Annotated in this window: 10 protein-coding genes; 5 read left to right on the top strand and 5 right to left on the bottom strand. The window is 45.5% G+C overall.

All coding sequences use genetic code 11. The features are described from left to right. The first annotated feature begins 333 nt into the window (after positions 1 to 333). Together ACYVI9_RS16315 and ACYVI9_RS16310 are read left to right on the top strand one after the other, a co-directional pair. Positions 334 to 2,448 (top strand): endonuclease MutS2, encoded by a 2,115-nt coding sequence (locus tag ACYVI9_RS16315; protein ID WP_460766638.1) that lies wholly within the window; start codon positions 334 to 336, stop codon positions 2,446 to 2,448. Between the two features lie 547 nt (positions 2,449 to 2,995). Beyond that, entirely contained in the window at positions 2,996 to 4,507 is a 1,512-nt protein-coding gene (locus tag ACYVI9_RS16310; protein ID WP_460766635.1) for an IPT/TIG domain-containing protein, read from the top strand. 131 nt (positions 4,508 to 4,638) lie between these two features. On the opposite strand, the gene ACYVI9_RS16305 is transcribed toward ACYVI9_RS16310, so the two are convergent. Beyond that, a complete protein-coding gene (locus ACYVI9_RS16305) occupies positions 4,639 to 4,773 on the bottom strand; it encodes a lmo0937 family membrane protein (protein WP_460766633.1) in 135 nt (44 codons plus the stop codon). Positions 4,774 to 5,330: 557 nt separating this feature from the next. Here ACYVI9_RS16305 and ACYVI9_RS16300 point away from each other — a divergent pair. Together ACYVI9_RS16300 and ACYVI9_RS16295 are read left to right on the top strand one after the other, a co-directional pair. Further along, a complete protein-coding gene (locus ACYVI9_RS16300) occupies positions 5,331 to 5,738 on the top strand; it encodes a Dabb family protein (protein ID WP_460766630.1) in 408 nt (135 codons plus the stop codon). A 36-nt stretch (positions 5,739 to 5,774) separates the two neighbouring features. Continuing rightward, a complete protein-coding gene (locus tag ACYVI9_RS16295) occupies positions 5,775 to 6,560 on the top strand; it encodes a phosphatidylinositol-specific phospholipase C/glycerophosphodiester phosphodiesterase family protein (RefSeq protein ID WP_460766628.1) in 786 nt (261 codons plus the stop codon). Between the two features lie 15 nt (positions 6,561 to 6,575). On the opposite strand, the gene dnaG is transcribed toward ACYVI9_RS16295, so the two are convergent. Genes dnaG through ACYVI9_RS16280 form a run of 3 tightly spaced genes read right to left on the bottom strand, consistent with a single transcriptional unit; the run spans position 6,576 to position 10,407 of the window. Beyond that, on the bottom strand, positions 6,576 to 8,594 hold the full coding sequence (gene dnaG / locus ACYVI9_RS16290) for a DNA primase (RefSeq protein ID WP_460766627.1): 2,019 nt from the start codon (positions 8,592 to 8,594) through the stop codon (positions 6,576 to 6,578). Positions 8,595 to 8,640: 46 nt separating this feature from the next. Then, a complete protein-coding gene (locus ACYVI9_RS16285; protein ID WP_460766624.1) occupies positions 8,641 to 9,567 on the bottom strand; it encodes an AraC family transcriptional regulator in 927 nt (308 codons plus the stop codon). A gap of 42 nt (positions 9,568 to 9,609) precedes the next feature. Beyond that, positions 9,610 to 10,407, bottom strand: coding sequence for a 3-keto-disaccharide hydrolase (locus tag ACYVI9_RS16280; RefSeq protein WP_460766621.1), 798 nt, complete (start codon positions 10,405 to 10,407; stop codon positions 9,610 to 9,612). Between the two features lie 369 nt (positions 10,408 to 10,776). Between ACYVI9_RS16280 and ACYVI9_RS16275 the strand changes: the two genes are divergently transcribed. Then, positions 10,777 to 12,111 carry an alpha-L-fucosidase gene (locus tag ACYVI9_RS16275; RefSeq protein WP_460766619.1) on the top strand — a complete coding sequence of 445 codons (1,335 nt, stop codon included), beginning with the start codon at positions 10,777 to 10,779 and terminating at the stop codon, positions 12,109 to 12,111. 44 nt (positions 12,112 to 12,155) lie between these two features. Here the strand turns inward: ACYVI9_RS16275 and ACYVI9_RS16270 are convergent, their stop codons facing one another. Beyond that, positions 12,156 to 12,845 carry a gluconate 2-dehydrogenase subunit 3 family protein gene (locus tag ACYVI9_RS16270; RefSeq protein ID WP_460766616.1) on the bottom strand — a complete coding sequence of 230 codons (690 nt, stop codon included), beginning with the start codon at positions 12,843 to 12,845 and terminating at the stop codon, positions 12,156 to 12,158. Positions 12,846 to 12,883: the final 38 nt, after the last annotated feature.

Genomic DNA, 12,883 nt, shown 5'->3' with positions numbered 1-12,883 from the left:
GATTTTTGAGGTTTTTTAAAACTGACCGGCTTGGGGTTACTCGCTGAATTTTGGGCACAGGCCGGCAAAAAACAGCATATCAGTAGGGTTATGGGAATAAAAAGTTTCAAAATAATGAGATTGATTCAAATTTACACTAGAATAACAAAAACAGGACTTAAAAAGTTTGAACACATAAAGTCCTATAGAGAAAGAAAGGCCGCAGGGTAAAATTGCAGGATTGTTTTTTACTTTTGCAGGTTCAGTGTCCCAAAGCCCACCCGGAGGTATCAGAAGGATAGCTTGTGTTTGACGGATTGGGGGCGCTGAATAAGAAAATGGAGCATATAAAGCATGAAATTATATCCGGAATCAGCCGCGTTACAGCTGGAATTTGATAAAATAAAGGAATTACTTGTTGCCCGCTGCCAGGGAAACCTGGCGACAGAACAGGCGCGCAACCTGCGGATTCATACCCAAAAAAGTTTTGTGGAGTCGCATTTACGCCAATCCCATGAGTTCAAACAATTGATGCAACATGGCATTTATTTTCCCAATGACACCATATTAAATCTTTCCAAAGAACTGCAATTACTGGGTATCCCGGGAGCTGTATTGCAACCGGAGCAATTGCTGCAGCTGCGCAAACTGGCGGAAAGTATGGAAAAGATCTTCCGTTGGTTCAATGATGAGCGACGCCAGGCCTATCCGGGATTGTTGGAAGTAATCGAACCGACCCGGTATGAAAAAGCCATCATTGCCCTGATCGATGAAGTGGTAGACCCTCAGGGGCAGGTAATGGATCATGCATCAGATGCCCTGAGGGAACTACGGCAGCAACTGTACCGAAAAAGAAATGAACTAAGGCGGGTCTTTGACCGTATCATTTCTAAACTTAACAAACAGGGATATCTGGCGGAAATCGAGGAAAGTTTTATGAACGGCCGCCGGGTCGTAGCTGTTTATGCCGAACAGAAGCGTGCGGTGAAAGGCGTGCTTCACGGGGAAAGCGACAGCCGGAAGACTGCCTTTATTGAACCTGAGGAGACCATGTATCTTAACAATGAGATCCAAGATCTGGAACACCAGGAAGGGAAGGAAGTCTACCGGATACTGCGACAGCTGACCGCTAAACTGGCAGCATATCAGACCGAACTTAAGGCCTATTATGAAGTCACGGGAACCTATGATTTCATACGTGCCAAAGCAAGGCTGGCCCTGGACATTCAGGGTGAATATCCGGTGGTACACGACAAAGCGATGGTGCACCTGGTAGATGCCCGTCATCCGCTGCTGTATCTATACAATCAAAACAGTGGCAAAACCACCGTTCCGGTCAACCTTCAGCTGAATGATGATCAGCGTATCCTGGTCATCAGCGGCCCGAATGCGGGCGGGAAAACCGTCACGATGAAAACCATCGGTCTGTTGCAAATGATGTTACAGAGCGGGCTACTGGTACCGGTACATCCCTCAAGTGAATTTGGGATTTTCAAACAGCTGATGATCCATATCGGCGATACCCAGAGCCTGGAATTTGAACTGAGTACCTACAGCAGCCACCTGATTCATATGAAATATTTCATGGAACAGGCGGGAGGCAAGACCCTCTTCTTCATCGATGAGCTGGGCAGCGGCAGTGACCCAAACCTGGGCGGCGCTTTCGCGGAAGTGATTCTATTGGAACTATTGCGCAAACACGCTTTCGGCATAGTAACCACCCATTACCTCAACCTGAAAATCATGGCCGGCAGAACTGCCGGCATCCTGAATGGGGCAATGGCTTTTGATGAACAGCGGCTGCAGCCACTTTATCAACTGATTACCGGTAAACCCGGCAGCTCCTATACCTTTTCGATAGCGGAGCGGATCGGTCTGGATAAAAAGCTGATTGAAAAAGCCCGCTCCCTGGTCGAAGCCGATCAGTACCGACTGGACAAACTGCTGAATCGGACGGAACAGGACCTGCGGGATATTGCTGACAAGGACCGGGAGCTAAAAAAGCTTATTAAAGAAAATGAGCAACTTCAAAGAGAGATGCAGCAGGTGATGGACCGCGAACGCCATCAGCAGCAGGTCGCCGTATTGAAAGAACAGAACCGGATCAGTGAATCGCGGATCAGTTACCTGAAAGATATGGAGCGCAAGCTCAAACAGATTACTACCGAATGGAAAAAAGAAGAAGACAAACAAAAGCTGATTCGCCAGATACAGGCCCTGCTCTTCAACCGCAATGAGAAAAAAGTGGTCAGCAAAATGCAGAAAAAGATCAATAATCAGTACAGCGAAATAGGAGGGACCATCAAAGTGGGTGATATGGTAAAGATGAAGCGCAACCATCAGGTGGGTTCTGTTCTGGAATTGAAAGGCAGCAAACGTGCCGTAGTTAAAATCGGGCTTTTACCGATGCAGGTAGATCTGGAAGATCTGATCGTGGTACAGCAGAATACGGCTGATAAAGAAAAGTAGTTAAGTCTGTTTACGATGATAAAATTTAAATTACACTGTTCGCATTGGGCTTTGATTTGCAGGGTGGAAGTCCACTCATTAATGTGCCTATGCTACCTCCAGTGTACATGAAAAGGAGAGTATGCCTGCGTCCTACACATTGAATGAGAATTACAGCCTTAAAGCCGGAACTTTCCAAGTGGTTCACAAACGGTCCTCCTACAATTAGGGACCGGAGTGCAATAATCCGCCACAACGATTCCAAAGCTAATAAATAGTATTGTAGGTATTGGAATAGGGAGTGGGCACTGAAAATATTTTTCGGGCTGAAAATATTTTTTTAGCCGGGGTAAAAAAAAAATTTGCAGGCATAGGACAATGTATGCTTAAAAATCAGACATCACAATGAGCAACTCGAATTTCTTACTTTCGGAATCGTCGGACTATCCTGCCACCTGAATTTAGAGTAAACCCTTAATTTTGATTAAAATAATTGATTCTTTTACTACTCAAAAAATAATTGATGTACCGCCGACGACTGCACTGCTATATTTCCGTCGTATCATTATTGGCATTAGTTTTGGCCGGCTCGTGTAAAAAAGATATCGCGAGTTCGAAAGAAAAACATTTTATCCATATCAATAAATTATCCATTGAATTCTCTGATATGGGCGGAGAAGATTCTATTGTTATCGAAGCAACTCAGCCATGGAAAATTATACGGTCCGACATTTCCTACTGGATACATTTCAGCAAGGATTCTGGAAATATTGGCAAAACTATACTTTACATATCTGCGGAACGACAGCTCGATAATTCCTCCAGGCAGGTAGATGTGACTTTTAGCTCATCCAACGTAAAACCCGAAACACTCAAAATTACCCAAAAGCATAAAGTAAGAATAGATTGGATTAGCGGTTACGCCTTTGCAGATTCCATGATAGACATTCAGGGAAGTGGATTTTCTTCTATTCCGGAAGAAAATATGGTTACGGTGAATGGCATAAAAGCCAATGTAGTATCCGCTGATAGGTCCCGGCTAAAATTTATCATGCCTCGCTCCTGTGGAACGGGTCCGGTAATCGTTTCAGTGGGTGGAGATTCTGATACCAGTAGAAGTAATCTGCTGTATTATTGGACCGGCATAGTAGAAGTAATAGCTGGTGGCGGTGATCCTGGGTATCTCGATGGTCCGGCGGCTACCTCTAAATTTAATCACCCTGAAGGGATATCTATAGATAGCGAAGGTGTCATTTATATAGCTGACTATGCAAATTCTAAAGTCAGAAAAATAACCCCGACCGGCCAGGTGACCACGGTACCTGGAAGGTTTGCACCCTGGCAAAATCCATCAGGTCCGATTACAGACTACGGACTCCCTACTGCCGTAAAACCAGGAGTCAATGGTAAACTTTACATCACCGAATTTATAAGTCAGTGTATTACCAGCTTTGAACCACCAGCTAGTACCCAAATATTCGCCGGAGGCGGCTCTATCGGATTTACTGACGCATGGGGCACTGAAGCGAAATTTCACGACCTCACAGACCTGGCGATTGATGCTGCTGGTAACATTTTTGTGGCTGATCATAATAATTATTCCATCAGAAAAATAACTCCAGATGGACAAGTGACAACTTTTGCCGGTGGGCAGAGTGGAAGCCTGGATGGGCAGGGGACTACTGCCCGATTTAATCGTCCAATGGGTATTACAATTGATGATGCAGGAAATCTTTTTACAACCGATTATTACAATAACAGTGTTAGAAAAATAACGCCTACGGGATTAGTAACTACAATTGCAAGCAACGCACCGGAGCATTTATCGGGTTTAAGTCATCCCAAGGCAATTACCGTAAGCTCGAACGGTACGATTTTCATAAGTGAAAATGATAGTTTCAATATGATTCGGCTTATATACCAGGACAAAGATTTTATAGAAACAATTGGCAAATTTGCCAACGGTACAGGAGCGCCTTTTAATTTCTCTGTTATTGGTGGATTATGGGCGGTCACTAACAATATATTACTGGCTACTGATACCTATCACAACCGCATTTGCAGGCTTACTATTTTTTAAAATTCCTGACAAACTTCGTTTGCAACCATGATGGCATCGACACTAGCTGTCCAATACCTAAATCTGTCGCAGGTAACATAAAATCGGAATCCTCCCTTACAACTTCGGCAAGGCTATTCAAAAGGTTTGCACTACGAGATAACATTGTAGAAAACGACAATAATCGCTATTTCCAGCAAGATATGGACTGGGTTTCCAATACCCGTGCCGTTGCAGATGACCATCAATCCCAGCGCCCATATGACAATACAAATAACTGCATCCAACCATAAAACAACGCTTTTAGAATATAATTTAAAGGTGAATAATTTTACATTCTCTCTTATTCCGGCAGACCGTTTGCCAGACTACGACTATTCATTTTTACGGTATCAGGATCACAATGTTCAGAATGTCAATAACGGGCGGAGATCTGGTGTAAACGCGTGTTTGAGACAGGGCCTCAGGATTTAATCTTTACACATATTAAGGCTTTCTCTTACCTAAACCACAGTTCCGTAGCTGTTTACAGGATCAATATTTTAAAATCATTGACATAATATATGCATACCAGCGTCCATTTTACCTCCCCAAAAGCGAAGTATTTATCTTTAAAGTGGTTGGCATTTCTGAAAATAGCGAAGAAGTTACTGATTTTATGGAGACCAAGACTTTTTAGTGAATTGATTAATTAGGCCTGTTGACCTGATGATATTACAGTAATCGTAGCATAATTAGCTGACTGTGTAATTGCAAGGCCGATGACGGGTACGATAAACCGAAGCCGTTTTACGGGTAAAAAAATGTAAATTGTGACTTTTAACAAATAAAATAAAAGTTATTTATGGCTGCACCCAAATCCCGGCGGCGGTTTCTAAAAAATGTTACAGCGGTTGCTGTAGCGCCTACGATATTAATGACTGATCCTAGTACATCCAAAGCCTCATCGATCATTCACCATGTGTTTTTCTGGTTAAAAAATCCGCAGTCCAGTGCCGATGCCGACGCGCTGATAGAAGGATTGCGCACACTTAAAAAAATACCAGGGATCAAAAAATTACTCATTGGCACCCCTGCTCCCACAGAAAAAAGGGACGTGGTAGACAATAGTTTTCAGGTATCTGAGCTTATATTTTTTGACAATATAGAGGACCAGAATGCCTATCAGGTACATCCCATACATAAGGCGTTTGTTGAAAATTGCAGCCATTTATGGGAAAAAGTAATCGTCTACGATATGCAGGTGCAATGATCCTGCTGTATCGTTCTCTTCGGAAACTGATTATCTATGCATAAGTATTTACGGTGGAATTGCTGGCTGCTGTTCCTGGTGTTATGCGGTTCTGAAATTTCGGCCCAGGAAAGGAGCAGTGGTCATGCGCATTCTCATAATGATTATGAACAGGCCCGGCCTTTTCAGCTGGCCTATCAACATGGTTTTGGTTCGATAGAAGCGGATGTCTACCTGCAGGCAGGGGACCTGAAAGTGGCCCATAATCGGGAGGACATCCGGCCTGAACGCAACCTGATAAACCTGTATCTCCGGCCACTGGATTCTTGCATCCGCAACAATAGGGGTTGGGCTTATCCGGACAGTTCCCAACAACTGATCCTGTTGATAGATCCCAAAACTGAAGGCATCAGTACCCTTCAGGAGCTAATCAGACAGTTACAGCGGTTCCCGGCACTGCGTCAGTGTCCGACATTGCGGATTGTCATTACCGGCAATCAGCCACCGATAGACCAGTTCTGTGATTATCCTGATTATATCTGGTTCGATGGAAATTTAAAGGGGGACTATGACAGTTGCAACCTGAATAGAATTATACTGTTCAGCGCCAATTTCAAGACTTTCAGTTCCTGGAAGGGAGTTGGTCCGCTGCCGATGTCAGACAGCCTGAAAATTCAAAAAGCCATCGACCTGGCTCGGCGTTATCACAGGCCGGTACGGTTCTGGAATGCACCTGATAACCCCAATGCCTGGAAAACCTTATCCGATATGGGTGTGGGGTATATCAATACGGATAAGATTGAAGCCCTGTCGGCCTGGATTCTAGAGGGCAACGGGCCCTAGTATAAGTTCAGGCAATCAGGATTCCAGGATAACGATACCCAGCTGTGCAGTGATATCCCTTTCCATGTCTTTCAGGGATTTGTGGATAAAATGTAGTTCCCTGAACTTTTCGAACTTCTTATCCGCTTCCATGTCCTCCTGGTTACGCAAAAGCAGCCGCCGTATTTTTTTGAGTTTCAGGTACTGTAGTACGGACCGTACTTTGTCTTTGGTCCGATCCTCGGACATCAGCTTGAAGCGGTCCAGTTCGTCTTCATTTCCGGAAGAAATCGTTCGTATAAAACCATCGAACTGCTGTTCAAATAAACTTCGCTGAAACCCCATGTTCTCTCCAAACCGCTTTACCCATTCAGGACTTTCCTCGTAGGGAAAATGGAGCAGCGATACCGCAAAACTGCTTAGTTCCTTATCATCATGATAGATAAAATGTCTTTTGGTAAAATCCTCGGGTCTGGATTGAATAAGCGCTCTGATGGTAGAAATTAGCTGAAATACTTTTGGGTCTTCCAGTTCCAGTTCATCGATCTCATTTAAAATAAATTCTGCCGTCATAAGACCATCTTCCCAGTTCAGTGCACCATATTCCAGGAGTATCCGGGCCAGCTCTTTTTCCTGCAATTGATCCTTAAATAGCAGTTCGAAGCTGGCATCGTCCAGAGAACTCGGCAGCTCAGGTGCTGCAGGATGTGCCGGTGTGTTTTGTTTTTTCTCCTGGAGTTCAATGCGGTCCCGGATATATTTATTGACTAGGGTATGGAGCCCGGCTTCATCTATTTTTAGTATGGAAGCGGATTCCCGGATATAATCCTGCTGGCGGGTAAAATCTTCCGCCTTGTTGATCCTGGCAATGGAAGCGGCAATCCGGTTCACCAGTTCGGATTTTTTTACCGGATCATTGTTCAGGTCGCGCAGGGACAACTCCAGTTGGAATAGGATAAAATCTTTCTTATGCTGCTGAACAAAATCGGTAAAAGCCGCTGCTCCGACCTTGTTCACGTAACTGTCCGGATCTTCTCCATCCGGCAGCAAAACCAGTTTCACATTTAAACCCTCCTCCAAAGCCAGGTCCAGACCACGCAGGGCCGCCTTGACGCCGGCACCATCACCATCATAAAGGATGGTAAGATTGTTCGTATATTTTTTGATCAGCCGCAGTTGGTCCACTGTGAGGGAAGTGCCACCACTGGCTACTACATTTTCAATGCCTGCCTGATGAAGGGAAACCACATCGGTATATCCTTCCACCAACAGGCATTCATCGGCCTTGTCGATGGCGGTTCTGGCAAAATAGGCGCCATAGAGTATACGGCTTTTTACATAGATTTCATTTTCCGGCGTATTAATGTACTTTGGGGCTTTGACATTGGATTTCAGTATTCTTGCCCCGAAACCGATCACTTTCCCACTATTATTATGGATTGGAAAAATGACCCGACCGCGATAATTATCCTGCAATTGTCCATTACGTTCCGCTACCAGACCCGATTTTATCAGGAGCTCCTTATTGTACTGGTTTTTTAAAGCCGCATCCGTAAATGCCGTTCGGGATTCAGGACTGTAACCCAGCCGAAATTTTTCGATGATTTCCTGGCGAAATCCCCTTTCCTTAAAATAGCTCAGGCCAACGGCGCGGCCTTCATCGTCCTTGAACAGGGTCTCAGCAAAGAACTTCTCTGCAAAACCGTTGATGATATACAGGCTGTCCGCCGTCTGAAATTGTTCTTTCTGCTGTTCACTGGCGAAGGTTTCTTCTACTTCCACCTGGTAACGGGCGGCCAGCCATTTCAGCGCTTCCACATAACTGTACTTCTCATGCTCCATAATAAAGCTAATGGTATTGCCGCTTTTTCCGCAGCCGAAGCATTTGAAGATTTCCTTGGAAGGGGACACAGTAAATGAGGGTGTCTTCTCATTGTGGAACGGACAGTTACCCAGATAGTTGGCGCCTCGTTTCTTAAGTTTTACGAAAGATCCGATAACGTCGATTATATCGATACGGGCCAGAATATCCTGTATGGTTTGCTGTGTGATCACTCAGGCGAAATTAAGACATCCTGACCTAAAGAATGAGGACTTAAAACTAGTGGAACACAAAGTATTTGTCGACAGTGGGCAGCTGCTGGGGTTTCTCAATATTATTGCGATGGGCGGCCAGATACTCCGTTGGTGTTTTACCGGTCTGGCTTTTGAAAGCCCTGTTAAAGGTAATAGCACTCTTAAACCCCACCGAGTAAGCGATTTCTGCAATGGTATTATAATCGCCCCGAATAATTTTCTTACAGGCGAAATCAATCCGGACTTCCTTCAGAAATTCCATATAGGTCTTACGGGTGCTTTTCTTGAAATATTTGCACATGGCCGGCACGGTCAGATTGGCCACCCTTGCAATGCTGCTGAGCGTGATATCGTCGGCAAAATGCGCCAGGGTGTAAGCATAAATATCATTGATCCTGGTCTTATTGTTATAGAAATAGGGATCTGAATCCTTATCCGTATTCGACAGGTAGCTGAATTGGTCGAGATTGAAAAAGCAGCAACGGAGCAGTTCCAGCAATTGAAAGATACGACTGGTACCCCTGGACTTACAGATATGTTTCACCTGATCGATAAAAACGGCCGAAGCCTGACTGTCGACCTTCATGCCAGGACCGATCCGGTTGATCAGCCGTTTCACTTCTTCGAATTCCGGCAGGTTGAAATTGGCCAGAATCATTTCAGATTTAAAATACAGGTGAATGGCATGGGCTTTAAGTTTGGAGCCCTTTTTAAAGTATTTTTCCTCGGATTTAAAAAAATGGGGTTGGTTACTGCCGATTATAAAGACCTGTTTAGGCACAAACGGAATCGGGCCACTGCGGGTAACCAGTTCACCGGCACCGGATAGTATGGCGGTAATCTGTATATGCTCATGTTTATGAAATACATTGTAGAAATAGGGCAGCCGATCGTCCTGAGCCACCACGGATTCCCCTTCGACTGCCGGCACTTCAAAAATCAATGGTTTCATATATCTGTTTGTTTAATGACCGGGATATTTTACGGATAGGAACTATTTACTCAGGTCCTTGATCATAATATTTCTAAAATCAATGGGTTGCCCTTCACTCTGAAGGGCAATATAGCCGCTTTTAAGTGCCTGGCCATCCCTTTTCTGGTTGGGATCAAAACGGTTGACCACCCCGCCGCCAATTTGCGGCCTGGAATATTGTAAAACGGTATCTCCTTCAATAATATGGGTAATCAGTGAATCTTCCAGTACGATCAGCTCTGCCTTTACCCACTGGCCCGGTGGATAGGTCTTTGAGCTGGAGTTCAGGCAGTGACCATTATAAAGGTGGCCCTGATAAACGATTTCGGTTCCGGGGGAGCACATATTACCCGTAGGCCGGGGTTTTCCGTCCGGTAACCCGGCCAGAAACTGCATTTCTATGGAAATGGGCCAGTCCTGTTCTTTCGGCATGGTACGGGGGTCTTGGCTATGGTACATTACCCCGCTGTTCTCGATGGTATAGGAAGGTGCATCCTTTCGCCATTCGCCGGTGAACCGGTATTCCAGTTTCAGGTGGTAGCGGGAGTAAGGTGTCTTGTAATAAAGGTGTCCGTACTGTTCATTAAAATGATCATAACCGTCGTAACGCACTTTTATCATGCCGTCTTCTACCCGAAAAGTACGGCCAAAATTGTCATCCGTTTCATGATGGTGGATCTTGACGATCCAGTCATTGATGTCCCTGCCATTAAACAAAGACTTCCAGCCATTGTCTGCTTCTGATCGGGATACTTTGGAACTGCAGGCACTGATGGCGCCCAGCACAAAAGCCAATATTGGGAAAAATAGACGATTCATTAAACGCAATTTAGATATTAATTTTTTACCAGCTCTCCGCTGACCTGTGCCTTCGCTTTAAAGCTCAAAAATAAAGCTTCCGAGCGGGGTAGCCTGAACCATTTATGAAGTTATTATGAATGAGCTATTGATCGGATGGATTATGCGTATTACATAAAGTTGGAGCGGGTAACATTGTTTCCGGTGCCATCGAAGTGGCTACATTGAATCTTGGGAGACGGGGATTTACGAAAATGACAAATTTATGTTTGGAAGCAGGACTCCCAAAGCCGACTTACGCTACAGAAAAGCTGAATGTTTTTAAAAAAAGTCGCAGGTCCGGGGCAATCTGGTTCAAATGCCTATATTTAAACCTCAATAGCGATTGATATGAAAAATCTGTATCTGGCGATTTGGCTGGTGATGGCGCAGCTCTCACTGTCAGCCCAAAAATCCTACCAGCCCACCGAAGAAATGCTAAAGGCCCGCAGCAATTTTCAGGATATGAAATTCGGACTCTTTATCCACTGGGGCGTGTTTAGCATACCCGGAGATGGGGAATGGGTCATGAATAACCGGAAACTACGGATCCATGAATACCAGCATCTCAAGGACTGCTTTTATCCCATGGCTTATGATCCGACCGGTTGGGTGTCAATGGCCAAGGCGGCCGGAATGAAATACATCACATTTGTATCCCGGCATCATGACGGTTTTAGTAACTGGGATACCCGGCAATCGGATTGGAAAGTCACCAACACGCCCTATAAGAAAGACGTCCTTAAAATGCTGGCGGCAGAATGTCAGAAACAGGGCATTCAGTTGAACCTTTACTACTCTTTGCTGGACTGGACCCGGGAAGATTATCCCTGGCGTACCGGCCGTACAGGCCAAAACAGCGGACGCAAGGGTCAGGGGGATTACAACAGTTACCTGAAATTTATGAAAGCCCAGCTTACAGAGTTGCTCACGAACTATGGACCAATCGGTGCCATTTGGTTTGATGGCCACTGGGATCAGACCAATGCCGAAGGGCATCAGGACCTGCGCTCCCGGCTGGACTGGAAGTATGATGAGATCTACGAGCTGATACACCGTTTACAGCCCGAATGCATGATTGGGAACAATCATCACCAGACACCTTTTTCGGGCGAGGATTTTCAGATGTTTGAAAGAGACCTGCCGGGAGAAAATAAATCGGGTTTGAGTTTTCAGCAGGCATCCAACACATTGCCGCTGGAAACCTGTGAAACCATGAACAATTCCTGGGGGTTCAATCTGGGGGACAAAAATTATAAGAGTGCTGCTACCATCATCCGCTATCTGGTAGGCGCAGCGGGCCGCAATGCTAATCTGCTGCTCAATATCGGGCCAATGCCGAATGGCGACATTCAGCAGGAGTTTAAAGATACTTTACAGGCAGTAGGCCAATGGCTGAATCGCTTCGGCCGCGCTGTTTATCAAACCAGAGGCGGCCTGATACCGCCGCAGCCCTGGGGCGTAGTTACGGCCGGCGAAGATGCCTATTATGTGCATATACTGCATACCGATTCAGTACGCAATGGGCCCATCATCCTGCCGTTTAAAGAGAAAAAGTTGTCGGCCAAATCAATGAATGACCAGAAGAAGATCCCGCTGAAATCCACGAAGGCGGGTTGGGCCCTGACATTACCTGAAGATCTCCATATCCGGGATATCGATTATATTATTGAAATCCGAAAATAACCGGGCTGACAGTTGCCCGCATGCAACAAGTGGCAGAAAAGAAACTATGAGCCGGCCAGAGGCGTAGGTGTGTCAAAACTGAGACATTCTTTCAGCTCCTTATCCGTATAGGCCAAATTGTATTGTTGGAGCACTTCATCCGGTACCCCGTTCCACTGATTGGGCTGATTGCCTGCATAGCCCAGGTCTTTAATACCGATCTCTGAGGTATAAAATCCGGTGCAGGTCAGATCGCGCATCTTATTGAAAAAAGCCACGCCTTGTGTGAGTTCGGGTTTACCCTTGGCACGATCGGGATAGGCAATCAGATCCACCAGCTCAATACGCTGTTTTTCATCGCAGTCCTTGAAGGCTTTATTAAACTTTTTTGCCGTCTGCATATCCAGCCAACGCAGTCCGCCTCTGAGTGGTGTTTGCAGGGAGGGCTGGTCCTTTACGGTATAAGCAATAAATTCCGGTACGCCGGCTTCACTGGCGCTACCGCTTATATCATCTTTGGGCAGGATAATATCACAAAGAATGGTGATCGTGGCCATTTCATGTGCCGTGAAAAAATCAGGCATTTTGGCTACGGTGTCTTCATGCGCCTGCTCATCGGCATAGCGATGAATATCTTTGCTCGCCGGTGCTTCAGCAGTTTCCTTGTCAGATTTGCCTGGCTTACAGCCGGCAGCTATGGCCCCGGAAGCCAGGGCAGTAGCGGCAATATATTTCAGGGATTCACGACGTTTCATGATCAGTTATTTTATGAAAGGAAGCCGAGGGGAAAGGA

The sequence above is a fragment of the Niabella terrae genome (assembly GCF_054783135.1).
The sequence above is the reverse complement of the archived record's forward strand: the minus strand, read 5'-3'. Positions and strand labels throughout refer to the sequence as shown.